Origin of the sequence: Aquimarina longa SW024, assembly GCF_001401755.1 — a bacterium.
In the GTDB taxonomy this organism is placed as follows: Bacteria; Bacteroidota; Bacteroidia; order Flavobacteriales; family Flavobacteriaceae; genus Aquimarina; species Aquimarina longa.
Genome location: NZ_KQ474107.1, coordinates 56337 through 81381 on the forward strand (window position 1 = coordinate 56337; position 25045 = coordinate 81381).

Annotated in this window: 22 protein-coding genes; 8 read left to right on the forward strand and 14 right to left on the reverse strand. The window is 31.5% G+C overall.

The window, feature by feature from the left end; genetic code table 11:
• Positions 1 to 85 precede the first annotated feature (85 nt).
• The 3 genes from accD to tamL form a co-directional block, all read right to left on the reverse strand.
• A complete protein-coding gene (gene accD, locus N456_RS22325; protein WP_062062405.1) occupies positions 86 to 943 on the reverse strand; it encodes an acetyl-CoA carboxylase, carboxyltransferase subunit beta in 858 nt (285 codons plus the stop codon).
• A gap of 68 nt (positions 944 to 1011) precedes the next feature.
• Entirely contained in the window at positions 1012 to 2079 is a 1068-nt protein-coding gene (fbaA, locus tag N456_RS22330) for a class II fructose-bisphosphate aldolase (protein WP_062062408.1), read from the reverse strand.
• Between the two features lie 144 nt (positions 2080 to 2223).
• Positions 2224 to 4800, reverse strand: coding sequence for a translocation and assembly module lipoprotein TamL (gene tamL, locus N456_RS22335; RefSeq protein ID WP_062062411.1), 2577 nt, complete (start codon positions 4798 to 4800; stop codon positions 2224 to 2226).
• Between the two features lie 37 nt (positions 4801 to 4837).
• On the opposite strand from tamL, the gene N456_RS22340 reads away from it, so the two are divergent.
• Positions 4838 to 5569, forward strand: a complete 732-nt coding sequence (locus N456_RS22340) for a TrmH family RNA methyltransferase (protein ID WP_062062540.1) — start codon at positions 4838 to 4840, stop codon at positions 5567 to 5569.
• Positions 5570 to 5576: 7 nt separating this feature from the next.
• Here the strand turns inward: N456_RS22340 and porT are convergent, their stop codons facing one another.
• On the reverse strand, positions 5577 to 6284 hold the full coding sequence (gene porT, locus N456_RS22345; RefSeq protein WP_062062415.1) for a type IX secretion/gliding motility protein PorT/SprT: 708 nt from the start codon (positions 6282 to 6284) through the stop codon (positions 5577 to 5579).
• A 77-nt stretch (positions 6285 to 6361) separates the two neighbouring features.
• Entirely contained in the window at positions 6362 to 7090 is a 729-nt protein-coding gene (gene ubiE, locus N456_RS22350; protein WP_062062418.1) for a bifunctional demethylmenaquinone methyltransferase/2-methoxy-6-polyprenyl-1,4-benzoquinol methylase UbiE, read from the reverse strand.
• Positions 7091 to 7304: 214 nt separating this feature from the next.
• On the opposite strand from ubiE, the gene trkA reads away from it, so the two are divergent.
• Positions 7305 to 8654: a Trk system potassium transporter TrkA gene (gene trkA / locus N456_RS22355; protein ID WP_062062421.1), complete on the forward strand. Its 1350-nt coding sequence runs from the start codon at positions 7305 to 7307 to the stop codon at positions 8652 to 8654.
• Positions 8655 to 10151 carry a TrkH family potassium uptake protein gene (locus tag N456_RS22360; protein ID WP_062062424.1) on the forward strand — a complete coding sequence of 499 codons (1497 nt, stop codon included), beginning with the start codon at positions 8655 to 8657 and terminating at the stop codon, positions 10149 to 10151. It abuts the gene before it with no gap.
• A gap of 92 nt (positions 10152 to 10243) precedes the next feature.
• Here the strand turns inward: N456_RS22360 and N456_RS22365 are convergent, their stop codons facing one another.
• From N456_RS22365 to N456_RS22375, 3 genes are all read right to left on the reverse strand, one after another.
• Positions 10244 to 10531: a hypothetical protein gene (locus N456_RS22365; protein WP_062062426.1), complete on the reverse strand. Its 288-nt coding sequence runs from the start codon at positions 10529 to 10531 to the stop codon at positions 10244 to 10246.
• Positions 10532 to 10757: 226 nt separating this feature from the next.
• Positions 10758 to 11945 (reverse strand): pyridoxal phosphate-dependent aminotransferase, encoded by a 1188-nt coding sequence (locus N456_RS22370; protein WP_062062543.1) that lies wholly within the window; start codon positions 11943 to 11945, stop codon positions 10758 to 10760.
• Positions 11946 to 11993: 48 nt separating this feature from the next.
• Entirely contained in the window at positions 11994 to 13091 is a 1098-nt protein-coding gene (locus tag N456_RS22375; protein WP_062062429.1) for a fatty acid desaturase family protein, read from the reverse strand.
• A 140-nt stretch (positions 13092 to 13231) separates the two neighbouring features.
• Between N456_RS22375 and rsmG the strand changes: the two genes are divergently transcribed.
• Both rsmG and N456_RS22385 read left to right on the forward strand, forming a co-directional pair.
• Entirely contained in the window at positions 13232 to 13861 is a 630-nt protein-coding gene (gene rsmG, locus N456_RS22380; RefSeq protein ID WP_062062432.1) for a 16S rRNA (guanine(527)-N(7))-methyltransferase RsmG, read from the forward strand.
• Between the two features lie 170 nt (positions 13862 to 14031).
• Positions 14032 to 15153 (forward strand): YARHG domain-containing protein, encoded by a 1122-nt coding sequence (locus N456_RS22385; protein WP_062062434.1) that lies wholly within the window; start codon positions 14032 to 14034, stop codon positions 15151 to 15153.
• A 15-nt stretch (positions 15154 to 15168) separates the two neighbouring features.
• Here N456_RS22385 and N456_RS22390 read toward each other — a convergent pair whose 3' ends face one another.
• The 3 genes from N456_RS22390 to pruA form a co-directional block, all read right to left on the reverse strand.
• Positions 15169 to 15624 carry a GNAT family N-acetyltransferase gene (locus tag N456_RS22390; RefSeq protein ID WP_062062437.1) on the reverse strand — a complete coding sequence of 152 codons (456 nt, stop codon included), beginning with the start codon at positions 15622 to 15624 and terminating at the stop codon, positions 15169 to 15171.
• A 58-nt stretch (positions 15625 to 15682) separates the two neighbouring features.
• Positions 15683 to 16789 (reverse strand): FAD-dependent oxidoreductase, encoded by a 1107-nt coding sequence (locus N456_RS22395; protein ID WP_062062440.1) that lies wholly within the window; start codon positions 16787 to 16789, stop codon positions 15683 to 15685.
• 149 nt (positions 16790 to 16938) lie between these two features.
• Complete coding sequence (pruA, locus tag N456_RS22400) at positions 16939 to 18567, reverse strand: L-glutamate gamma-semialdehyde dehydrogenase (protein ID WP_062062443.1); 1629 nt, start codon at positions 18565 to 18567, stop codon at positions 16939 to 16941.
• Positions 18568 to 18877: 310 nt separating this feature from the next.
• Here pruA and N456_RS22405 point away from each other — a divergent pair, with 310 nt between their 5' ends.
• Positions 18878 to 19615 carry an NRDE family protein gene (locus N456_RS22405; RefSeq protein WP_062062445.1) on the forward strand — a complete coding sequence of 246 codons (738 nt, stop codon included), beginning with the start codon at positions 18878 to 18880 and terminating at the stop codon, positions 19613 to 19615.
• Positions 19616 to 19622: 7 nt separating this feature from the next.
• Positions 19623 to 20615, forward strand: a complete 993-nt coding sequence (locus N456_RS22410) for a DUF6695 family protein (RefSeq protein WP_062062448.1) — start codon at positions 19623 to 19625, stop codon at positions 20613 to 20615.
• Here the strand turns inward: N456_RS22410 and apaG are convergent.
• The 3 genes from apaG to N456_RS22425 all read right to left on the reverse strand — a co-directional run bounded on the left by apaG (position 20608) and on the right by N456_RS22425 (position 23499).
• On the reverse strand, positions 20608 to 20994 hold the full coding sequence (apaG, locus tag N456_RS22415; RefSeq protein WP_062062451.1) for a Co2+/Mg2+ efflux protein ApaG: 387 nt from the start codon (positions 20992 to 20994) through the stop codon (positions 20608 to 20610). The genes N456_RS22410 and apaG overlap by 8 nt on opposite strands.
• Position 20995: 1 nt before the next feature.
• Positions 20996 to 22150: a DUF3667 domain-containing protein gene (locus N456_RS22420; protein WP_062062454.1), complete on the reverse strand. Its 1155-nt coding sequence runs from the start codon at positions 22148 to 22150 to the stop codon at positions 20996 to 20998.
• 83 nt (positions 22151 to 22233) lie between these two features.
• Complete coding sequence (locus N456_RS22425) at positions 22234 to 23499, reverse strand: type IX secretion system plug protein (protein ID WP_062062458.1); 1266 nt, start codon at positions 23497 to 23499, stop codon at positions 22234 to 22236.
• 189 nt (positions 23500 to 23688) lie between these two features.
• Between N456_RS22425 and N456_RS22430 the strand changes: the two genes are divergently transcribed.
• The gene (locus tag N456_RS22430) at positions 23689 to 25044 is read left to right on the forward strand and encodes a Na(+)-translocating NADH-quinone reductase subunit A (protein ID WP_062062461.1); all 1356 of its coding nucleotides are present in this window, start codon (positions 23689 to 23691) and stop codon (positions 25042 to 25044) included.
• Position 25045 lies beyond the last annotated feature (1 nt).

The following is a 25045-nucleotide window of genomic DNA, read 5'->3' on the forward strand; positions in this document are numbered from 1 at the left end:
ATGTATTAATAGTACTTTACTATCAGCCTGCAAATATAGTATTTTTTGTATTAGAAATATATTTAATACAAAAAAAAGATAAATGTTAGTTTACTAAAGGTCTGTTTAGAATAAGATTTAAATATAAATTCACTTTTTGTTTTAATTCATGTCTTGGCGTTATAAAGTCTAAAAAACCATGTTCTTTTAAGAATTCTGCTGTTTGGAAACCTTCGGGTAATTCTTTTCCTGTGGTATCTCTTACAACACGAGGTCCGGCAAACCCTATCAATGCTCCGGGCTCGCCAATATTAATATCCCCTAACATGGCAAAAGAAGCAGTTGTACCTCCAGTAGTAGGATCTGTACATAATGAGATATACGGTATGTTAGCATCTGCTAATTGCGCTAATTTTGCTGATGTCTTTGCTAATTGCATTAATGATAATGCAGCTTCCATCATACGAGCACCTCCTGATTTAGAGATAATCATTAAAGGGATCTTATGTTTTAAAGAATAACTGGCTGCTCGTGAAATTTTTTCACCTACAACACTTCCCATAGAACCTCCAATAAAAGCAAAATCCATACAGGCAATGACTAGGTCGTTCCCTTGGGATTTTCCTACAGCTGTTCTTACAGCATCTTTTAGATTTGTTTTTTCTTGGGCATCTTTAAGGCGATCAACATATTTCTTCTTGTCTTCGAATTTAAGAGGATCTCTAGAGGTAATGTTTTTGTCGAGTTCTGTGTACTTGTTGTCATCAAATAAGATTTCAAAATACTCTTTACTACCTATTCTTACATGGTATCCGTCTTCCGGACTTACATAAAAGTTTTTTTCAAGTTGTTCTGCATCTACAATTTTTCCTGTAGGAGATTTGTACCAAAGTCCTTTAGGAACATCTTTTTTGTCTTCAGTAGCTGTTTGTATACCTTTTTGCGTTCTCTTAAACCAAGCCATAAAATTGTTGTATTAAAAAAAGCTAAAACTTCCTAATAAGAAGTTTTAGCTTTGGTTTTCAGTATCCTTTATAATGTATTTACACTATTTAAATCTTCGAATGCCTTTTTAAGACGGTTTTTAAAGGTGATTTCTCCTTCTCGTAACCATTTTCTAGGATCGTAATATTTTTTATTAGGTTCTTCTGATCCTTCAGGATTTCCTATTTGTGTCTTTAGGTATTCAATATTGTTTACCATATAATCACGGATTCCTTCATTAAAAGCAAATTGAAGATCGGTGTCAATATTCATTTTAATAACACCATAGCCAATTGCTTCTCTGATTTCTTCAAGAGTAGAACCACTCCCTCCATGAAATACAAAATCAATGTGGTTATCTTCAACATTATATTTCTTTGAAATAAATTCTTGAGAATTTTTAAGAATCTTTGGAGTTAATTTCACATTACCAGGTTTATATACTCCATGAACATTACCAAAAGCTGCAGCTACAGTAAATTTATTACTTACCTTGCTTAATTCTTCATAAGCATAAGCAACTTCTTCGGGTTGGGTATATAATTTAGAATCATCTACATCACTATTATCTACACCATCTTCTTCACCACCAGTAATTCCTAGTTCGATTTCCAAAGTCATTCCCATTTTACTCATACGAGCTAGGTATTCTTTACAGATTTCGATATTTTCTTCGATTGATTCTTCAGATAGATCAATCATATGAGAGCTGTATAATGGTTTTCCTGTTTCTTTATAAAATGCTTCTCCGGCATCTAATAAACCGTCAATCCAAGGGAGTAATTTTTTTGCACAGTGGTCAGTATGCAAAATAACTGGGACTCCATAGGCTTCCGCCATCAAATGAACATGTTTTGCCCCTGCAATAGCTCCTGCTATAGCTGATTTTTGATTTTCATTAGATAGACCTTTTCCAGCGTTAAACTGTGCTCCACCATTAGAGAATTGAATAATTACTGGAGAATTTAATTCTGCTGCAGTTTCTAAAACAGTATTGATCGAATTAGAACCTATTACATTAACTGCAGGTAAAGCAAAACTTTTTTCTTTTGCATATTTAAAAATTGTTTGTACCTCGTCTCCTGTAGCAACCCCTGGTTTGATGTTGTGACTCATAATTTAGTTTTGGTTTATAAGGTTACAAAAATAGTAAAATTATACGTAAACCAAATGATTAAAAATCAGAAGTGCTTCTTTAGAGTTATCTTTAATGTATAAGTGTTTTTATGATAAAAAAGTATAAATAATACTATTAATTTGTTAAAAAGGGTAGTTGATTCCAAAATTGTAAATGGCTTTGGAAAAATTATATCCTTTAAACCATCTATTATCTTGATCATTAGCAGGGTTAAATGTCTTGAATCCTACATCTAATCTTAGAACAAAGAAGTTAAAATCATATCGAAACCCAAAACCACTTCCTATTGCAATTTCTTTTAGATCTTTTAATCCAGAAAAAACGGCATCTTCATCTTCTAAATTATCTAAAACATTCCAAATGTTTCCAGCATCTATAAAAAGAGCTCCATTAAGTGATCCTAAAATATTATATCTATATTCTGTATTGAATGCAATTTTCATATTTCCTTCATTGAATTCATCTCTTCCTCCGGTACTCCCTGGTCCTAAATCATAAACACGCCATGCTCTGTTGTCATTAGGTCCCCCCCCAAAGAAACTTTTTGTAAATGGAATACTATTAGCATTGCCATAGGGTAATGCTATACCTGTAAATGCTCTAAAAGCAACTACAGTTTTTCTTCCTAAATCCCAGTGCTTTATGTAATCTAATTCTGTTTTAGCATATTGAGAGAATTCAACACCAAAAATATCAAAACGCCCGGCAGAGTTTTTTTTAATTTTTGAGACATTAGAAATTGCACTCAAGGTATTACCAGCAAATTCAATTTTAGCTCTAAACCTAGAGTAGCTTTCGTCATAAAGGTTTTCTCTATTGTTTTTGGTATAGGTATAGTTTGATGCAAAAATTAGATTGTCATCTGTTAGCCGAGTTTTACGTTCTAGGATATTTTGAATTTCATTATACTGACCTTGAGATAAATCAATATTAGATGTAAAAAGAGATTCAAAAATAAACTGATTTATTCCATCAGGTATTCGTAGTAAAGCGTTGTTTGTCGTGGGAACTCCTGTAATTGGTTGGGTAAAGAAAGGTGAATCTGCTTCAAGAACTTGTCTTGCAATGGTGTTTACCTTATCAAATGAGTTGTTATAAATGTTAAAATAATTACTAGTATTAAGATTTCTGACATATTGTATGTTGATAAAATCTATCTGGTTGGTTACTGTTTTATTTGGTTTCCATAAGTAATTAAATACACCCGTAGCATTTTGTCTATCTAGACCAATATTTTCTTGAGCATTCATCCCAAAAATAAGATTAGTGGTCGGTGACATATGTTTAGGAATGATTTTATGAGTTCTGAATGGGAAAAGTATTTTTGGGAATGATAGTTTTACATCTATTCCTACTTCTGATATGTTAAAGAATTTTTCACCTACATCTATTACATCACTAGAGGAACCTATACTTCCTCGACCTGAAATTTCTAAAATTTCAGCTCCTCCAAAAACATTTCGAATTAATAATGATCCTCCAAATCCAATTCCAAATGTTTGAATATTTGATGTAGAAGCGTCAAAATCTATACCAGTACTGTATTTTTTTCTAGGGGTAAGTAAGATGTTTGCTATAAGACTCTCTTTGGTAGAGTCATTAGGATCAACTTCGTATTTTATATTTGGATATTTAAACGTTTTTAAATTATTAATTTGATTATAAGTAAGTGTACGATCATTGTCTCTAAAAACTTCTCCAGGAGTAATTAGAACAGCATTAGTAAGTGATCTGCGAGTATATTTTATTTTTTCAAAAGCATAAATGTTATATCCTTTATAAGAAGTACTATCTTTAATCTGCTTATTTCGATTTTGATAAGAATAATCTGTATAGATATTAACGGTACTTATTTTATGAATTTTAAATGGAGGTCTGTTGATCGAATCTCCGGATGTTATAGATCGATTTTTTATTAGTAAATTTAAATTTACTTTATGGTCTGTACCGATGGTGTCTGCATCAAATTTGATAAATTCTTTTTCGAAATGAAATAAACCAGAATTTCTATATAAATATGTGAGTCGATCTCTTTCTGTTTCAATATCTAATGTTTTGTATTGTTTTCCCGAAATGATAGTAGATTTCTCTTTGTTAAGTTTATAGATAGAATCAGCAACTTTAGATACTATAGTAGTGTGTAGAGAATCAATAAAATAAGGTCTATTTGGTTTTATATAATATTCTACTGTTGCAGTCTTGTTATTTAAAGTGTTTATTTTATAATCAGCTTTAACATTAAACCATCCATTATTCCAGTAATGAGATTGTAGTTTTCTTATAGAACGTTTTATTTTAGATTCATTAATAATAGAAGGAGGTTCTCCAATACTTTTTAGCCATTCATTGATTCGTGATAATCCTACCCCTAATCGGTCTACTTGTTTTTTAGAAAGAAAATTAGTAATTCGTTTTTCTCGTTTAGGTTTTCTTGTTAGCCAATCTTTATATAATGAATCTTGATTTATTCGAGCTAGATTATAGATGTGTAATCTAATTGGGATTCCTAAAAGTTTGATATTAGGTTTTTGGTATAATAAATCATATAGTTTGGGATCTTTAATTTTAGTACTATCAACAAAAATTTTATTACTGTCTAGTAAAATTTTTTTTTCCGGAACTTTTTTTACCGCGTTACACGAAAATAAAAAAGTGGTAGTTATAGTAATTAATAATATTTTTGTCAGAAAATCTTTCAACCTTTATTTATTATTGATCCAAAAATACACTATTTGTATGGTTAGTAAAAACCAAAAGAAGCTAATAAGAAGTTTATATCAAAAAAAATACCGAAAGCAACATGGATTGTTTGTTGCAGAGGGTAAAAAAGTGATAAAAGAATTGCTCGAGGCTAATCTAAGGTTACATTCTCTATTTACTTTAGACTCTTCTAATTTTGATAATATTGGGATGCCTATGTATAATGTAACCGAAGAAGAGTTAAAACAAATAAGTTTTTTAACAACTCCTCAGGTTGCATTAGCAGTGTTTTATACACCAGAGGTGTCTGAGATAAAATCAGAAGGATTAGTTTTAGCGTTAGATGATGTGAGAGATCCTGGTAATTTAGGGACTATAATCCGTTTGTGTGATTGGTTTGATGTAAAAAACTTAGTGTGTTCTATGCAAACAGTAGATTGTTATAACCCAAAAGTGATCCAGGCAACAATGGGATCGATTACCAGAGTAAATATTAGTTATGTTGATTTAAGAGAATTCTTAATGCATAAAACCTTAAATTCACGAGTTTTTGGAACATTTATGGATGGAAATTCTGTCTACGATGAGAAGTTGCCCAAAGAAGGAATTATTGTAATGGGTAATGAGGCAAATGGAATTTCTATGGATATTGAAAATCTTATTAAAGATAAAATAACGATACCACAATTCGGATCAGATCAACAAACAGAAAGCCTCAATGTAGCTACAGCTACAGCTATTATACTTAGTGAATTTAAAAGATCCTAAAAATGGATTATTGAAAAGTAAAGTTTATAAAAACCCCTCGTGTTGACATTTTATCAATAGTAGAAGTGTATGGACTATTGAGATCTTTGTCTTTTACTAGTTCATCAGACATTGCAAATACGCCTCTGATGGATGGTGTAAACTTAAAATAATATAAGTATAGATCTATTCCAAATCCAATTTCATAATAATTGGTGTTGGTTTTCATTCTAAACTGCCCTTGGCTATTATCATCAGGGTTATTTTGGTTACTTGATAAATTGATAGATGTAGAAACTCCTCCAATTATAAATGGTTTAATGTTATTAATCCTTTTAGTCGATATTTTTAACAGTAAAGGAACGTGTACATATGTTGAGTTTACCTCTCTATCAGATTCAAAACTAGAAGTAAATTGTGGTCCTGAAAATTTTAAATTTCTTGTGTTAAAGATAACCATTGGTTCTAATCTAAGATCTAAATAATCATTAATTCTCAGATTCCCTAATAACCCAACATTAAAACCAAAAGAGCTTTTATGTATAATGTCTGTATCAGAAGCATCAGCCGTGTAATCAAAATTAAAATCATAATTGTTAAATCCAAGGATATAGCCATAGCTAAATCTTGGTTTGTCGAAGTTTTGCAAGTTTTGCACTTTTTCTTTAGAAAATAATTGTGCACTCATGTTTTGAGTGCATATTAAAACTACGATTAAGATAAATACTCTTTTCATCTATAATTAAAATTAACCTTTTGTATGGTTTTACAACTTTATTATTTAGTGTTATTACTTTATTATCGGCTTCTTAATTATTTTGTAGCCGTATAAATTGTAGCAACACCAAAAGTTTGTGGGTTGTCTTTGACTTCTATAAACCCGATTTTTCTCAAAATATTGTTGAATGCTTCTCCATAAGGAAAAGCGGCAGCACTTTCACTTAGATAAGAATATGCTAATTTGTCTTTAGAAAATAATCTTCCTATAAGAGGGAGTAATCTTTTAGTGTACAACTTGTATCCTTGTTTATAAGGCGTTTTGGTAGGAATAGAGGTTTCTAAAATAATAAAAATACCTCCAGGTTTAAGTACCCTTAATATCTCTAAAAGCCCTTTTTCTAAATTCTCAAAATTTCGTACGCCAAAAGCTACAGTTATAGCATCAAAATAATTTTCTTCATATGGTAAGTTTTCACTATCCGCTTGTACCATATTAATAATGGTGTCCAATTTTTTTGCAGTAACTTTATGTTTTCCTACTTCTAGCATACCAGCAGAAATATCAAGACCAATAATTTCTGAAGCTCCTGTTTTTGCTAAATTAATAGCAAGATCTCCCGTTCCTGTTGCAACATCCAATATCTTTTTTGGATGCGTTCTTTTAACAAGTTGGACTACTTTTTTACGCCATTTTACATCGATTCCGAAAGAAATAACACGATTAAGTCCGTCATAATTCTCTGAAATTGTATCAAACATTTCAGCTACCTGTTCTTTTTTAGATCTGGTGTTGTCGTTATATGGAGTTATTTTTTCTGACATTAAAAAAAAATTTAGGCAAATATACATTTTTGATATTGATAGTTAGAATAGATTTGAATTAAGTTAGAGATAATCAAATTTTATCAGTTAGTCAATTTACATTATCTTTGTACTCTTTTATATTTTTAAGACATTACTTATTAGTCGCTTTTTAGGATATAGTATTTGATCTTATTTTATTTTATCTCTAGATGGAAAACAATAAACAATACCAATGAAAATCATAATAGCCGGTGCAGGCGAAGTCGGATTTCATTTGGCAAAATTACTCTCTTTTGAGTCTCAGGATATTACACTTATAGATACAGATAAGGAATGTCTTAATTACGCAGATACTCATTTAGATATTAGAGTTATTAAAGGAGATTCTACTTCAATTGCTATTTTAAAAGAAGCAAGAGTAGATAGCGTTGATATGGTAATTAGTGTGACTTCTAGTGAGACTACTAATATTACGATATGTGTATTAGCTAAACAGCTTGGAGCTAAGCGTACTATTGCTAGAATATCTAATACAGAATTTATAGAAAATAAAGAAGAAGTAGGATTTATCAAGTTTGGGATAGATGAGTTAATTTCTCCAGAAGCACTTGCTGCTTGTGAAATAGAGTTACTTCTTAATCAATCAGCATTTCATAATAGTTATGAGTTCGAAAATGGCGCATTAACTATGGTGGGAACAACCTTGTCTAAACAAGCTTTGTTTGTAGGGAAATCAGTAAGAGAAGCAGCAGAAGTATTTCCTGAACTTCATTTTATGCCTATTGCAATTCAGCGTTATGGTACTCAGTATACTTTAATACCCAGAGGGGATACTAGATTTAAAGAAGGGGATCAAGTATATTTTGTAACATCTAAAGGAGGCGTAGAAGAACTCTATAAATTAACAGGAAAAGTTAAGGAACAGATAAAAAATGTAATGATCTTAGGAGGTAGTAAGATCGGTTTTAAAACGTCTAAAGATCTTTGTGATCATAAATTTAGAGTAAAACTCATTGAAAAAGATAAAGATAAGTCCTTTGACCTTGCAGATGACCTTCCTGGTGCCCTGATAATCAATGGTGATGGGCGAAATGTAGAATTATTACAAGAAGAAGGAATTGATGGGATGGATGCTTTTATAGCTGTAACCGGTAATTCAGAGACCAATATAATGTCTTGTTTGGTTGCTAAATCTAAGGGAGTAAGGAAAACAATTGCACTGGTAGAAAATATGGATTATTTTCAACTTTCACACTCTATAGGAATAGACACCTTAATTAATAAAAAACTTTTAGCTGCCAATAACATTTTTAGGTTCATAAGAAAAGGAGAAGTTGTAGCAATGACTAAGCTTAATAATATGAATGCAGAGCTGTTAGAGTTTGTTGTAAAACCTACTTCTGAAGTGAGTGATAATATAATCAAGGATTTAGATTTTCCTCGTTCTGCTATAATTGCGGGTGTTATTAGAGATGGTGATGGAATGATTCCATTAGGAGATTTTTATATTCAGGCAGGAGATCGAGTCGTAGTTTGTTGTTTACCTAAATCCATTAAGAAAATCGAAAAGCTATTCCTTTAGATGTATAAGTTAAATTATAAAATTATATCTCATATTATGGGGCTTTTATTGCTCTGTAATGGAGGGTTTATGCTAATAGCTACCCTTATTAGTTTTGTTTATAAAGATGGAGTTACTCTAGAGATTATGATGGCATCTTTAGCAACAGTTTCTGTCGGAGTTGTACTGATGTTTCTAACAAGAACACATCAAAAAGAGTTGAATAAACGTGATGGATATATTGTAGTGACCTTTGGTTGGATATTTATGTCGCTCAGTGGTACTTTACCATATTTGTTTTCTGGGGCAATCCCTTCTTTTACCAATGCCTTTTTTGAAACTATGTCTGGGTATACCACTACAGGAGCATCTATTCTTAATGAAATCGAGGTTATCCCTAAGGGAGTTTTGTTTTGGCGTAGTTTAACCCATTGGATAGGAGGTATGGGGATTATCGTATTAGCAATTGCAATTTTACCTCTATTAGGTATAGGAGGGATGCAATTATTTGCAGCAGAAGCTCCAGGCCCTAGTGCTGATAAATTACATCCTAGAATTACGGATACAGCAAAGCGATTATGGCTGATTTATGTAGGGTATACTGCTGCAGAAACAATCTTATTGCAGTTAGCAGGGATGAATTTTTTTGATGCTATAAATCATGCGTTAAGTACACTCTCTACAGGAGGATTTTCTACAAAAAATGCAAGTGTAGCATACTGGAATGATCAGCCAATTATACAATACATTATCATATTATTTATGTTTTTAGCAGGGATGAATTTTGTCCTTAGTTATTTTGGTTTTAAAGGGAAGATCCAGAAAGTAATAAAAGATGAGGAGTTTAAGTTTTATGCTTTATTTACAGTAGTATTTACTATAATTGCTACACTGATAGTTTATTATAAAGCAGACCCTTCTATATCATCGATAGATCATCCGATGGTTTGGGGAGAAGCAGAGAGTGCCTTTCGACATTCTTTATTTCAGGTGATAGCAGTTATTACTACTACGGGGTTTGTAAGTGCAGATTTTACAATGTGGACTCCTTTTTTAACAGTTTTTTTCTTTGGAATTATGTTTTTAGGAGGATCAGCTGGGTCTACATCAGGAGGTATGAAAGTAATGAGGCATATAATTACTATTCGTAATGGTATTTTAGAATTTAAAAGAACATTACACCCTAGAGCAGTATTGCCAGTACGATATAATACAAGAGCTGTTTCTAAGGAGATAGTATTTAATATATTAGCATTTTTTATATTATATATGCTTGCTTTTATTATAGGCTCTGTTGTATTAGGGGCATTAGGCTTGGATTTTGAAACTGCAATAGGAGGAGCAGCCTCTTCTTTAGGTAATATAGGACCGGCTTTTGGTAAATTAAGCCCGGTGAATAATTTTGATGTACTACCAACTTTTGGCAAGTGGTGGTGTTGTTTTTTAATGCTTATAGGAAGGTTAGAGCTTTTTACAGTGTTAATACTCCTTACTCCATTTTTCTGGAGAAATAGATAAAAAACTTTTCGTCTTTAACTCATAATGCCTGTACTCGTGTATATGAAACAGAAATTCTTAATTTAGGCTAAATTAAAGACGAAAAGGGGGGATTATTGCATTTGCCATTCCCAAGTCGCTGAAGAATTCGGGGTTATAGCCCATAATTCTGCAACTTTCTTGATGGTATCCTTTACAGATCCTTTTATACTTTCTAGATCCATATCTCCAATTAAAAAAATGTCTAATATTGATTCGTAATATCCATTGCAATTAGAACAAAATTCTTTCTCGGGTTTAATGTTAAGGATTTCATCATCTGTTTGAGTTACATTAAAATTTTCTTTAAAAATTTCAATAACATTCTTTGTAATGATACGTTCTTTTTCTAAAGTATCCATACGATTGTCGGTTTTAAGTTGGTTCTTTATTTCTAATACTATTTGGAAATAGTATTAAGGATTAAGTATAGTATAACTCGAATTTCGGATTTTTAGTGTTGTACAGTGTTTTTTTTGATTATAAAAAAAAGTTAAAATTTAGTTAACATTTGCTAAAAAACAAAACCGATTATTTTCACTTCGAAAATAATCGGTTTTGTTTTTTAGTATTAAAAACTATTCGAATCTAGCTTACCGCCTCTTTGATTCTTTTAGCAGCTTCTGTAATTTCCTCAGTACTTGCAGCATACGAAATTCTAATACAATTACTATTTCCAAATGCAATACCAGTTACTGTGGCAACATTAGCTTTTTCTAGTAAAAACATAGAGAAATCTGTTGCATTTTCTATAGTATGTCCTTGTAATGTTTTTCCAAAATAATGTGAAATATCTGGAAATACATAGAATGCTCCTTCAGGTTCATTACATTCGAATCCAGAAATATCAGATAATAATTTTAATATTAATGTTCTTCGTTCTTTAAACTCATCTACCATGTACTGAATCTTGTTTACAGGTGCTTCTAGAGCAGTAATTACTGCTCGCTGTGCAATACAATTAGCTCCACTAGTTACTTGACCTTGTATTTTATTACATGCACGTGCAATAGAAGTTGGAGCGCCAATATATCCGATTCTCCATCCTGTCATAGCAAAAGCCTTAGCAACTCCATTAACAGTAACTGTTCTGTTATACATGTCTTCAAACTGAGCCATTGAAGCGTGACCTCCTACGTAATTAATGTGCTCATATATCTCATCACTCACGACAACAATATTAGGATGTTTTTGTAGCACATCTGCCAAAGCTCTTAACTCTTCTTTACTATAGATAGACCCGCTAGGATTACAAGGAGAGCTATACCATAACATTTTAGTTTTTGGTGTAATAGCCTTTTCAAGTTGTGTGGCAGTCATTTTAAAATCAGTATCAATAGCGGTTTTTACTTCTACAGGAACTCCTCCTGCAAGCTTAACAATATCGCTATAACTTACCCAATATGGGCATGGTAAAATAACTTCATCCCCAGGATTAATGCAGACTTGTGCGATGTTATATAGGGCTTGTTTAGCTCCTGTAGATACAACAATTTGTGAATGATTATATGTGAGATCATTATCACGTTTAAATTTGGTGATAATAGCATCTTTTAACTCAGTATATCCATCAACAGGAGTATATGAATTATAGTTGTCATTTACAGCTTGGATTGCTGCCTCTTTAATAAAATCAGGAGTGTTAAAGTCTGGTTCACCAAGGCTAAGACCTATAATATCTTTTCCTTCAGCTTTTAGTTCTCTTGCTTTTGCAGCCATTGCTAATGTGGCCGATGCTTTAAGTGCATTAATTCTGTCTGATAATTGGATATCCATTTCTGATGTTTGTATACTCATTTTTAATCTGGTAAATAAAAGTTATAATTAGATAGTCGCAGGCTTCATTCCCATTTCTTTTAGATGTTTAAAATGGGCAATAATTGCTTTGCGAGTGGTTTTGTATTCATTATATGGTAGATTAAATTCTAAAGCAGTTTGTTTTACAATCTTAGAAATTTTAGTGTAGTGAACATGACTTATATGTGGAAAAATATGGTGTTCTACTTGGTGATTTAGTCCACCTGTAAACCAGTTAACTAACCTGTTTTTTGTTGAGAAATTAACAGTAGTAAATAACTGATGTACTGCCCAAGTATTTTTCATAGTTCCTGTCTCATCTGGTATGGGCATTGCTGCTTCTTCTACCATATGTGCTAATTGAAAAACTACACTTAAGATCAGCCCTGCAACATAATGCATTATAAAAAAGCCAATTAAAATTTTCCACCATGCAATAGACATAAAAATCATAGGGATTACAATCCATATTAATAGATAAATCAGTTTAGTAATCACTACCGTACTCCATTGTTTTAAAGGGCTAGGTAATTTTCCATAAGAAAGCTTACGTGCAAGGTAGTTTTTAGTTTGCTTAAAGTCTGTTGTTAAGGCCCAGTTAAAAGTTAATAAACCATATAGGAATATAGAATAATAATGTTGAAATTTATGAAAACGTCTCCATTTAGAGTGTTTCGTAAATCGAATAACTCTACCAGCATCCATATCCTCATCATGACCATGGATGTTAGTGTAGGTGTGGTGTAGAACATTATGCTGTACTTGCCAATTGTAGACATTGCCAGCAAGGATATACATACTACCTCCCATTAATTTGTTAATCCATTTTTTTGACGAATATGATCCATGATTACCATCATGCATTACATTCATTCCTACGCCAGCCATTCCTACTCCCATTACTATAGTGAGTAATAACATCCACCATTGCGAAATGTTAAGAGTGAGGATTAAAAAATAAGGAGTTAAAAATAGAGAAAACATAACGATTGTTTTTAGATGTAATCGCCAATTTCCTGTTCGTTTAATATTGTTTTCTTTAAAGTAGATATTAACTCTTTTATTCAGTGTCTTAAAAAATTTAGCAGAATCAACTCTGCTAAAACGTATATTAGATGTAGTCATGAGTAGTAGGGTTTATGACCAAACGATAGTTGTCATAATTATATTGGGTAAAGTTAGGTATTTAAATTTTTTTAAGTTCCTAAAAAGAAGTAAAATATATGATCTTTAGACGTATTTTTACACTTTAAATTAATTATTTAATGGATATAGTATTAAAATATTTTCCAAATTTAACTGAAGAGCAAAAAAATCAGTTTTCAAAATTAGAGGAGTTATATGAAGAGTGGAATGCTAAGATTAATGTAATCTCCCGTAAAGATATAGAGTTGTTGTATGAGAGACATATAGTACATTCTCTGGGGATATCAAAAATTATCGAGTTCGAGGCAGAGACTCGTGTATTAGATGTTGGTACAGGGGGTGGATTTCCTGGAATTCCTTTAGCAATTTTATTTCCAGAAACTCACTTTTATTTGATTGATGTTATTGCAAAAAAAATAAAAGTTGTCAATGAGGTTGTAAAAGTACTAGGTTTAAAAAATTGTAAAGCAGAACAAAGAAGAGCGGGCACATTTGATGACCGTTTTGACTTTATTGTCAGTCGAGCTGTGACTAATATGCCTGATTTTGTAAAGTGGGTTCGAAAAAATATAGCAAAAAAAAGTGTGCATAAATTGCAAAATGGGATTCTATACCTTAAAGGAGGTGATCTTACAGAAGAATTAGCACTATTTCCAAAAGCAGTAGAGCATAATTTATCAGATTACTTCGAAGAAGATTTTTTTGAAACTAAAAAAGTAGTGTATTTACCTATAAAATATAAGCTTTAAAAATAAATATGTTTAATAGATAATATCGTTTAATTGATTTTTTTTATTTCACTTCTGGTAAAAAAAACAGATATTTAAGGGCTGTCTTTTGACACTATTTTTGATTATATAGAGGCATGAGAGAATCTGTTAAAAGAAGATGAGTTAGGTAAACTATAATTACTTTAATTATGATAAATATAAAGAACTATACGTTTCTTGTTTGGATTACATTTTTACTACACACATATCTCTCTTTTGCTAATGACGGAGCATATTATGCTAGTGGCAATCATTTAGTGCCTATTACAAATGAAAATATTGCAGTTACCAAAGAAATATTAAAATTAACGCGGTATAATGAAGAGTACTTAAGTGTAGATGTGTATTATGAGTTTTATAATCATGGAGAAGAGAAAGAGGTTCTTGTAGGATTTGAAGCTCCCTCACCTTCGGGAGATGTAGATGGAATCCCTGTAAAAGGTAGCCATCCATACATTAGTAAGTTTTCTGTATTAATGAATGGAAAATCTCTATCATATAAAACAGCTATTGTAAATGATAGTATATACTATAAAAATGGAAATATTCAAGCAAAGGTAGAGAGTGAAGTGATAGGAAAAGATTTTAATACAAACGACCCTAGTTTTTATTATGTATACCATTTTAATGCACGTTTTAAAAAAGGGAGTAATGTGATCAAACATAAGTATATGTTTAATCTTTCTGGATCAGTAATGGAACGATATTCTTTTGATTATATATTAACTGCAGCAAATCGTTGGTCTAACAAGCAGATTGATGACTTTACTCTTATCATCGATATGGGTAAAGAGCAAGGGTTTACTATAGGTGAGTCGTTTTATAATAAATATGATCATTGGGTAATTACAGGAAAAGGAATTATGGATAGTGGAGAGAAAAATAGGTATAAAACGTTTTATATTGAAGACGGTTTTATAACATTTTATAAAAAAAACTTTGCACCTAAGGGAGAATTGTACTTATCTGCATCTAGAAACATTCAATATTGCCAAAATGAAAAATTTGACGCAAAAAAATGTTTAGAAATTCCTTTTGATATTACATATCAAGAAAAGTTATTGTCAGCAACAGATTTTGAGTCATATAAAATAGTACGAAATCTTCCTTTTGCTAGAAGAGGTTATATCTTCAAAACAGTATACATACAGGAATATTATGAGAATCAGAAGTGGTATATTCCTAATCCAGATTATCAGCCTAATTATGAGATGTTATTACAAGCTGAAAAAGATTGGTTGGTAAATTTAAAAAATACAATGACTAAATGAGTTTTTTTTTAACTGTTATTTAATGTTAAGTCTCATCTCAATTAGATGTTTTTCAAAGCCTACTTTCTCATACGCTCTAATTGCTTTTAGATTTTTGTCATATACAGTAAGTCGAATTTCTTCAATACCCTTTGTTTGAAACCAATTACATAAATTTTGAATAATCTGTTGACTTATACCTTTACCTCTAAATGCTTCTTTTACATACATAAAACCAATATATCCAAGTTGTTTTTGTTTATAGTGTTTTTTTCGATCTCTTATTTGCCCATAACCACTACCTATAATTTCTCCGTTAATTTCGGCTACTATTACTTCTGTATCATCAGTAGTGATATACGATTCAATATCATAATAGTTAATCTTTTCTGTTTTTAGAGTAGGATCCATTGGTTGCTCCGCTTCGATGATTTTTTGTTCGAAATCAAGTAAAATGGGTAAGTCATCTATGATAGCTGGTCTAATAATCATGCTTGTTTGAAATATAATATTTTATTTAAGGAAAAATTATCTTTATTATTTGAAGTTACTATTTTGGGATTTCAGAGAGCGGTTTGTAATCTTCTGTCCAATTTTTTTCGCCTACTTTTTTTAGACCTAATTTAGCAATCCAATAAGGTAATTTTGAAAGTTTTTCTCGTTTTTGATTCCTAATTCTTGTCCAATCAATACGGCTGGCTCTATTTTTAGAAAATGTAGCGACCATTGTATTCCAATTTTCGTTTTTTAATAAATTAGATAGGGCGATAGCATCTTCAAGTGCAAGAGCCCCACCTTGTGCCATAAAAGGAGGCATCCCATGAGCGGCATCGCCTATTAAAACTACTCTACCGCTTCCCATCATTGATAATTTAGGGAGTTCTTCTAAGTCATTCCAATATGAGTTACTCGGATTCCACTTGTCAAGAATTTCAGGAATTGGAGAAGCAAATTTTTTGAAAGGATTCATATATTGTTTTTCTTCAAAAGTTTTAAAACCTTTTGTTTTTCTATTTACATAACAATATGCAGTGTCATTATCAATAGGAATGATCAGAAATTGACCTGAAGAACTAATATGTAAAGTCCAAGAGTTAATATTTGGAGGTTTTTTAGTGATAAAACGGCATACTTGAGCAGTTACCTTTCTTAATGGAACATCTCCGAGAATTAATTCTCTGGTTTTAGAATATAACCCATCTGCACCAATGATTAAGTCATATTCTTCTTTACTATCATCAGATAATTCAATAACTACAGAATCTGAATTGGTTTTTAGTGTCTTAATTGTGGTATTAAATGAGATATTAATATTGTGTGTTCCCTCTATAAGCACTTCATGAAGTACTTTTCTATTTATCCCTAAACATGGTTTTTCTCTTCCCCATATTTTTTCGAGATCTAAATCTAAAATTGTTTTTCCTTTAGCATCTTTTATATTACGAGAACTTATGAGAAAGCCTTTTTTTCTAGCAATATCACCCAGTCCTAGTTTGTCAAGAGCAATAACTCCATTAGAAGGTAGATATAATCCTGTTCCGGAAGTTTGCCATTTAGACTGTTTTTCTATTAGTTTAATGTAATATCCTTGGTTTTGAAGAGCTCTTGCAGTAGCAAGACCAGCAATCCCTCCTCCTACAATTAATATTTTATTCATTATTCAATAATATGTGTGAGTTCGAGTATGTTTAAATACTTGTTTAATGTATGACTATTAATCGTAAATAAAAATATATATAAATACTAGCGCATAAAAAAAGCGCCAATCGGCGCTTTTTTTATGTAATACTTAAACCTGATGAAATATTATTCTCCTAAGAAGGGATATCTATAATTCGCAGGAGAAACAAATGTCTCTTTAATCATACGAGGCGATACCCAACGTAATAAGTTGAGATATGAACCAGCTTTATCATTTGTTCCAGATGCTCTTGCTCCACCAAAAGGTTGTTGTCCTACAACAGCTCCAGTACATTTATCATTAATGTAGAAGTTACCAGCACAGTTTTCTAGCGCTTTGGTAGCTTCTGTAGCAGCATAGCGATCTGTAGAGAATATAGCACCAGTTAGTGCATATTCACTAGTTTGATCTACTAATTTTAATGTTTCATCCCATTGATTATCATCATATACATAGATCGTAACAACTGGGCCGAACAATTCAGTACACATGGTTGTATATTTAGGGTCTTTGGTAACGATTATAGTAGGTTCGATAAAATATCCTTTGGATTTGTCATAATTACCACCTGCTATAATTTCTGCATCAGTATCATTTTTAGCTTGATCAATGTACTTAGCAAGTTTATCAAATGAACCTTCATGAATTACCGCAGTAATAAAATTACTCATGTCTTCTGGAGACCCCATTTTAAAAGAGTTTGTATCTTCTAGTAATTGCTTTTCTACATCTGCCCATAAGCTTTTAGGGATATAAGCCCTAGATGCTGCACTACATTTTTGTCCTTGATACTCAAATGCTCCACGAGAAATACCTGTAGCAACTTGTTTTGCATTAGCACTAGGGTGTGCTATGATAAAATCTTTACCACCAGTTTCTCCTACAATTCTAGGGTATGTTTTATAATTATGTATATTAGTTCCTATTTTTGCCCAAATGTCTTTAAAAACATGTGTGCTTCCTGTAAAATGAATTCCTGCAAAATCAGGGCTTGCTAATACAGTGTCAGTAATCATCACTGGATCTCCATATACTACATTGATAACACCATCAGGTACTCCTGCTTCTTTAAATATATCTACAATAACTTTTGCAGAGTAGATTTGGCTATCACTAGGTTTCCATACTACAGTATTACCCATTAATGCAGCACTAGCAGGAAGGTTTCCTGAGATTGCAGTAAAGTTAAAAGGAGTAATTGCATATACAAAACCTTCTAATGGACGATATTCTAATCTGTTCCATGCATCAGAAGTAGAATCTGGCTGATCTTCATAGATTTGAGTCATAAATTCTACATTAAAACGTAAGAAATCTATAAACTCACAAGCGGCATCAATTTCTGCTTGAAATATATTTTTAGATTGCGCTAACATAGTAGCTGCATTGATTTTTGCGCGATATGGTCCAGCAATAAGTTCGGCAGCTCTTAGAAATACTGCTGCACGCTGCTCCCATGGTAGTTGAGCCCATTTTTTTCGAGCTTCTAGAGCAGTATCAATTGCTTTTTGAATATGTTGCTTTTCTGCTTTATGATAAGTACCCAAAATATGTTGGTGATCGTGTGGAGGAGCCATTGTTCCGGTATCTCCAGTTCTGATTTCTTCACCGTTGATATATAAAGGTACGTCTACAGTACTGTTATACATTGCAGCATATGTAGCTAGTACTTCTTCTCTTTCAGGTGTTCCGGGAGCGTATGACTTTATAGGCTCGTTTATTGCAGTAGGAACTTGAAAAAAACCTTTTCCCATGATGTGATATGTTATGTTTTAATTAGTATGTATTTGTTCTAAACGATTTATCATTTAGGATAGCAAAGATAGAAATTATATAGGCTAAAATCTATTTTTATCCTTTATGCTCAAAAAATGAATGAATTATTATAATATAGTCATTTTGGTTTTTTCTTTTATTAGTGGTATTTGTTGTCTTCTTATTAAGAACAATTATGTAATTTGATTATATGAAAAGAAAAAGTTGCTTACTGTTTGATGTTATAAATATAATAGAGTGTGTATTTTTTTTTGTAAGTTGTAAGATATTTAGCCGACCTAAAAAAATATGTGTACAGTTACGTTAACCCCAACTCAAGGAAATAATTTTATACTTACCTCTAATAGAGATGAGGCAGTAAATCGAAAAACTTTACCCCCTGAGTTTTATCAGGTAAATACAACCAGAATGTTATTCCCTAAAGATGCAGTTGCAGGAGGAACTTGGATAGGAATTAGTGATAAAAACACAATGATTTGTTTGCTTAACGGGGGATTTGAAATTCATCAAAGGGCATCATCATATAAGCAGAGTAGAGGAGTAGTAGTTAGAGATTTATTAGAAGCCCGCCATATAGAGAAGGCAATATTAACATACGATTGTAGGGGGATAGAGCCTTTTACAATTATTGTTGCCAATTGGCAGTCTGATCTTATGTTATTTGAATTGATTTGGGACGGAAATCAAAAACATTTTAAACAGTTAGAAAAAGAAACACATATTTGGTCGTCTTCTACTTTATATACTAAAGAAATAAAAGAATTACGTAAAACATGGTTTACTACTTTTGAAAAACAAAATACATTAACTCCAGAAGTACTTTTGGATTTTCATAAAAATGCAGGAATAGGGGATAAAAATAAGGATTTACAAATAGATAGAGGTTCTTTGAAAACAAGAAGTATTACTCAAATTGTGAAAAATGAGGAAGAACTTTCTATGCGATATGAAAACTTACAAAGTAAAAAGGTAAATACTGTTGTTTTTGAAGCTGAAACAGCTTCAGAAAAAGTGCCATTAAATTAAATTAAAATTGAATTATACAGGTAAAATAATTTCACTTGCTTTTCCTGATACCTTTGTAAAACATTCTGATGAATCTTCGACCAAAATTCTTTTAGCTTTAGGTTTAGGAAAGCATAATTATATAAAAGCAGGGCATGCAGCATTTGTATTAATTGAAAATAAAACAGGTAAAGCAGAGTATTATGATTTTGGGAGGTATATTACTCCACAAGGATATGGTAGGGTTAGAAGTGCAATTACTGATGTGGAATTAGAAATTCCTATCAAAGCTACCTTAACATCAGGAGGGAAACTAGAAAATACAGAAGATTTTTTGTTATGGTTAGAAGCAAATCCTCATAAGACACATGGTGATGGGCGTTTAGTAGCATCAGTATGTGATTATATTCATTATGAGAAGGCTAAAAACTTTGTGCTGTCTATTCAGAAACAAGGAAGTATACCATATAAAGCTTTTGGACGAGTTGGAAGTAATTGTTCTCGTATTGTTACTGATACTATTTTGGCAAGTACAGATCGTGTTAGAATAAGGAGACCGTTATTACGTAATAAGTTATTTACTCCAAGTCCTTTAGGGAATGTCGAAAAAGCATCGTTTGATAATCCAATTTATCAGGTAGAAAAGGGAGAGTTAAAGATATATCCGGGATCGGTTTTTAAAGAAAACCTCACTAATTATTTTGATAAAAATATTCCTGAAATTAAAAAACAAGATGTTAGAAAGTTAAAAAAAAATATAACAAATTCTCATTTTCTTTCAGGTACGGGGAGTAGTGCATATTTTACATTACAAAAATCTTTAGAAGAAAATATATTCAAGATTACCAGATATACAGCGTGTGGAGAAGAGGATTTTAAAGGACTTTTTAAGGTAATGGATTATAGTTTTGATATCACAAAAGAGTATAGTTTTGTGTACGACTCTAATTGCCAATACTGTCATGTAGAGCAACATCAAAAAAAAATAAGATTCGAATTGGTAAAGCGAATTATTAGTTGAGGGCAAAAGGGGTGCTTAGCTTAAAGTTAGGTATCGCTACTTGAAATTTACGAGTAGATGTAAAGTTAATCATGTTATAATGTCCTTTCATAGAACCAAAAGGAGAACTAAGCAAGCAACCACTAGTATACGTATGAGATTCTCCAGGTTTTAAAACAGGTTTCTTACCAATTACACCTTCTCCTTTTACAATTTCAGTATTATTTAAAGCATCTTTAATCTCCCAAAATCGAGAGGTAAGTTGCACAGAATCTTTACTTTGATTTTCTATAGTGATTTGATAGCCAAAGGCAAAATGAATCTTGTAGTTCTTGTAAAAAGTACCTTCAAAGGTGGTATCCACCGAAATTTTTATACCGCTAGTAATTTGCTGAACCATATTAGACTATAAATATTGAACCTATTATAGTTAATATAGACCCAATCCCCGCTAAGATAAAAAATAATATATTGATAACTAAAAATTTAACAATAGTTTTGCCTCTTCCTTGATTATAAAATTTTCGCATAGCCTTATATAGGTAGAATAAGAAAACAAGTATTGCAATCCCCAAAAAAGTATTAATGTTGGTGATTTTGGCGATCAAAATTGAAAAACCTATTATGATAAAAAACATGGTTTGGATGTGAAATATGAATACAAGATGTTCCATATAATTAAAAGGTCTTCTAATGTATAAAAGCCAGATACTTAAAGCAAAAAAGGGAAGAAAAAAGAATATAATTAAAGGTAATTTATTAAATATAAATTTAAAAAATTCTTGCCCATAACTTTCTTCTATTGAGTTGGTTTTTAGGACTCTGTGATAAATGTATTTATTGAGTTGATTTCTATCATGTTTTAATTCTGATAGAGCTCTATAAGTGGACTTTTCTTTTGTTTTATCATAATAATCGTCATACATAAGCCATAGTTTGAAGCTTCTTTTAAAGAAACTAATACTATCGATCTGTTTTTGGGAATAGTAAGTGACTTCTTTTAGGTTGATTGGAGTGTTACTTAATAAAGGAAATTCCTCTATTTTAGAGATTCCTTCACTAATTTCTCTTTTGTTAGAATCTGAAATGCCTTTGGTTGCTAATATTTGATCATTGATTTTCTGCGTTAACGAATCATCCATTTTGATGTTTTCTTTGATTTCGTTAATAGCTTCTTTTCCGAAACTAGCTTTATCTTCAATTTCTGTTCTAAATCCATCAAAATCAATAAACAAACCGTTAATAATAAAAAAGATGATAGAAACACTAAGATAAAACCGAAATGGGTTAGCATATTTTACTCTTTTACCCTGAATATATTCTTTGGAAATTTTTCCAGGTTTAAAAAGTAACGCAATAATAGTGTGGCTTAAACGGGAATCATAAGAAAAGATACTGGCAAAAAACTCATTAAAAAAATCTTTAAGCGATACTCTTTTATTGGTGTTAATTTGTCCACAGTGATGACAGTACCGATCAATAAGATCTAATGGTACACCACAGTTGAGGCATTCGTTTCCACGATACTCTTTTAAGAATCTTCCTGTTTCTTTCATTATTTATGACTGATAGTTTTCTTGTAATGCCAAAAGTAACAGTATTTTGTTATAATTTGAGAAGTGATATAGTAGTATTCTTTCTAATTAGTGATAGTAGAAGAATTACTAGTTCCTTTTCCTATGACTCTATCGTAGCGAGCTCCAGGGGCTCTATAATATGGTATAACAGTGTATTTATTTTCGGTTTCATCAAAATTACCACTAATAAAACCAGGGTCTATAGATCCGTTAGGTTTTAGAAGGATATATTTGTAGTTATAAAACCCTTGTTTAAAGAGTCTTTTGTTATAATATATTCCTTTTTCTTTATTATATTGAAGGCGAGTAGATGTATCTAATGTGTAATTGTTAAAGTTGCCATAAATATGGATTTCTCCACCTTCTAGAGGGGTGTAGCATTCTAATGAAAAATGCATCCACACATAATCAGCTTCAATATTATTATTTTCGGCATCTAGATTACGAATAACAAAATTTCCATTGATATCGGGGTTGTAGGTGTATCTGCGATTAGCTCTAACAATATTAGTATATAAATAATTGTGATAAATTTCTTTTAATTCAATTCCTCGTATACTGATATTTGAGGCTCTAACATCTTTACTGTCAAAAAATAGAAATTCATTTCCACCCCAGAAGCTAGATTCCTTATCATACTTGTAAATTAAGCTATTAGCAATAGTAAATTGAGGAACTAAATTGGTAATAGCATTTTTTATATCATTGTTTTGCATTACCAAAGTTTTTATGGTCTTTTGAGGATTTCTTAGGAGTTTATTAGGAGAGTTTATTTCGAACTGAACAGCTTGTTTGGTATTTATATGTTTTAAATCTCTCGATCTTTTTATAGCTACTTTAACAGTGGTAAGCGGTTCATATACGATAAATTTTCTTAGACATACAACTTCATCATCATCATTATAAATTTCAATTGTATAATTACCACTCACTTTTAGTCTTCTAGTATCGTCATTAGGAATACTTAAATTATAATGGCTATACATTTGTAAGGTGTTAAAAGAATTTTCATATGTTACAATTCTAATTCCATCAAAACCATCTAGGTACTCATTTTTATATAAAGAAGAAGGGCTCCAATCAAAATTATGATGATGTATTCTGTAGTAATAATCAGATTCATCACCATTAATATCATCAAATGTGATCTTGAAAGGATCTCCTAATTGAAGTATAGGAATACCCGAAAATTTTTCATTTGTAATAAATTGAATTGTTCTAATATGATCAGCAGTTTCATTATTGATAGTAACAGATTGTGCAAAAAATACCTGCGATATCAGCCCTAATATAAAAATGCACCAATATTGTTTAAGTTTTTGTGGCATTATATGAGAAATTATAGCTGTAAATATAAACAAAAAGTATGCCTAAAGTATTAAAGTTGTTTGCTGAATTAGAATATTATTATTTAGAAACATTATAAATAAAATCTTATAGTAGAACCTGCTTTCACTTACGTGTTTTAATTATTAAATTTGCACGATTTTTTTAGTTAATTAACATAGACTACAAATATGTCAAAAGACATTCGTATCAGAAAAGGCTTGGACATTAAACTTGTTGGAGAAGCAGAGAAGATTACTGCAGATGCTACCAGAAGTAATGTTTACGCAATTAAGCCTGAGGATTTTCACGGTATAGTACCGAAAGTAATCGCTAAACAAGGTACAGAAGTTAAAGCAGGTGATCCGCTTTTTCATTCCAAATCTAATGAAAACATGCTGTTTCCTTCTCCAGTAAGTGGAGAAATAATAGAGATTGTGCGTGGTGCTAAGAGAAAGATCTTAGCTTTCAAAATCCTTGGAGATAAAGAGCAAAAATATACAGAGTTTGGTGTAAAGGACGTGAATTCTATGAGTGGAGATGATGTAAAAACTCATCTTTTGGCATCAGGTTGCTGGCCTTTTATAAAACAACGCCCTTATGATATAATCGCTAATCCTGATAAAGCTCCAAAAGCGATCTTTATTTCAGGGTATACAACAGCTCCTTTGGCTGCTGATAGTGATTATATATTGCAAGGAAAAGAAAAAGAACTTCAGACAGCTGTTACTGCTTTAAGTAAGCTAACAGAGGGAGAAGTCCATATTTCAGTAGGTAAAAAAGGAAGTTCACCGCTGAAAGGGTTAAACAATGTTACAACACACACTATTTCAGGACCTCATCCAGCAGGAAATGTAAGTGTGCAAATTGCAAAAGTAGATCCTATTAATAAAGGAGAAGTAGTTTGGACAGTACACCCACAAGATCTGGTTATTATAGGAGAATTGTTATTGACAGGTAGATTTAATGCAGAAAGAGTAATTGCATTAGCAGGTTCTTCAGTTAAAACTCCAAAATATTATAAAACCATAATAGGAACAGAGGTGTCATCTGTTATCTACAATTCGGGAGTGCATGATGAAGGTAATATAAGAGTGATCAGTGGAGATGTGCTTACTGGAGAGAATGTAAAACCAGATGGTTATTTAGGATATTATCATAATAGTATAACGGTCATTCCTGAAGGAGAAGATTATGAGTTTTTTGGTTGGAATAAGCCTGTTTTTAATAAGATTTCCCCTTCTAGAGCACTTACATTTTCATGGTTGTTCCCTAATAAGAAATATGACCTTAATACCAATACAAATGGAGAACATAGAGCTTTTGTAGTTACAGGGAGTTATGAAAATGTATTTCCTTTTGATATTTACCCATTACAATTGCTTAAAGCGTGTGTGGTAAATGATTTAGATGCGATGGAGCAGTTAGGAATGTATGAGGTGGCTCCAGAAGATTTTGCTCTTACAGAGTTTATTTGTGTCTCTAAACAACCACATCAAAATATTATAAGAGAAGGGTTAGACCTAATGTTAAAAGAAATAGGATAGT

Excerpts from the sequence above, each read along its gene's own strand:
- N456_RS22390 (WP_062062437.1), bottom strand. The coding sequence starts at position 15,624 with ATGATTATTAGACCAGCTATCATAGATGACTTACCCATTTTACTTGAT.
- N456_RS22420 (WP_062062454.1), bottom strand. The coding sequence starts at position 22,150 with ATGAAAGAAACAGGAAGATTCTTAAAAGAGTATCGTGGAAACGAATGC.
- ubiE (WP_062062418.1), bottom strand. The coding sequence starts at position 7,090 with ATGTCAGAAAAAATAACTCCATATAACGACAACACCAGATCTAAAAAA.
- N456_RS22405 (WP_062062445.1), top strand. The coding sequence starts at position 18,878 with ATGTGTACAGTTACGTTAACCCCAACTCAAGGAAATAATTTTATACTT.
- pruA (WP_062062443.1), bottom strand. The coding sequence starts at position 18,567 with ATGGGAAAAGGTTTTTTTCAAGTTCCTACTGCAATAAACGAGCCTATA.
- N456_RS22385 (WP_062062434.1), top strand. The coding sequence starts at position 14,032 with ATGATAAATATAAAGAACTATACGTTTCTTGTTTGGATTACATTTTTA.
- rsmG (WP_062062432.1), top strand. The coding sequence starts at position 13,232 with ATGGATATAGTATTAAAATATTTTCCAAATTTAACTGAAGAGCAAAAA.
- trkA (WP_062062421.1), top strand. The coding sequence starts at position 7,305 with ATGAAAATCATAATAGCCGGTGCAGGCGAAGTCGGATTTCATTTGGCA.
- N456_RS22395 (WP_062062440.1), bottom strand. The coding sequence starts at position 16,789 with ATGAATAAAATATTAATTGTAGGAGGAGGGATTGCTGGTCTTGCTACT.
- N456_RS22430 (WP_062062461.1), top strand. The coding sequence starts at position 23,689 with ATGTCAAAAGACATTCGTATCAGAAAAGGCTTGGACATTAAACTTGTT.
- N456_RS22365 (WP_062062426.1), bottom strand. The coding sequence starts at position 10,531 with ATGGATACTTTAGAAAAAGAACGTATCATTACAAAGAATGTTATTGAA.
- N456_RS22340 (WP_062062540.1), top strand. The coding sequence starts at position 4,838 with ATGGTTAGTAAAAACCAAAAGAAGCTAATAAGAAGTTTATATCAAAAA.
- accD (WP_062062405.1), bottom strand. The coding sequence starts at position 943 with ATGGCTTGGTTTAAGAGAACGCAAAAAGGTATACAAACAGCTACTGAA.
- fbaA (WP_062062408.1), bottom strand. The coding sequence starts at position 2,079 with ATGAGTCACAACATCAAACCAGGGGTTGCTACAGGAGACGAGGTACAA.
- N456_RS22370 (WP_062062543.1), bottom strand. The coding sequence starts at position 11,945 with ATGGATATCCAATTATCAGACAGAATTAATGCACTTAAAGCATCGGCC.
- apaG (WP_062062451.1), bottom strand. The coding sequence starts at position 20,994 with ATGGTTCAGCAAATTACTAGCGGTATAAAAATTTCGGTGGATACCACC.
- porT (WP_062062415.1), bottom strand. The coding sequence starts at position 6,284 with ATGAAAAGAGTATTTATCTTAATCGTAGTTTTAATATGCACTCAAAAC.
- N456_RS22425 (WP_062062458.1), bottom strand. The coding sequence starts at position 23,499 with ATGCCACAAAAACTTAAACAATATTGGTGCATTTTTATATTAGGGCTG.
- N456_RS22375 (WP_062062429.1), bottom strand. The coding sequence starts at position 13,091 with ATGACTACATCTAATATACGTTTTAGCAGAGTTGATTCTGCTAAATTT.
- N456_RS22360 (WP_062062424.1), top strand. The coding sequence starts at position 8,655 with ATGTATAAGTTAAATTATAAAATTATATCTCATATTATGGGGCTTTTA.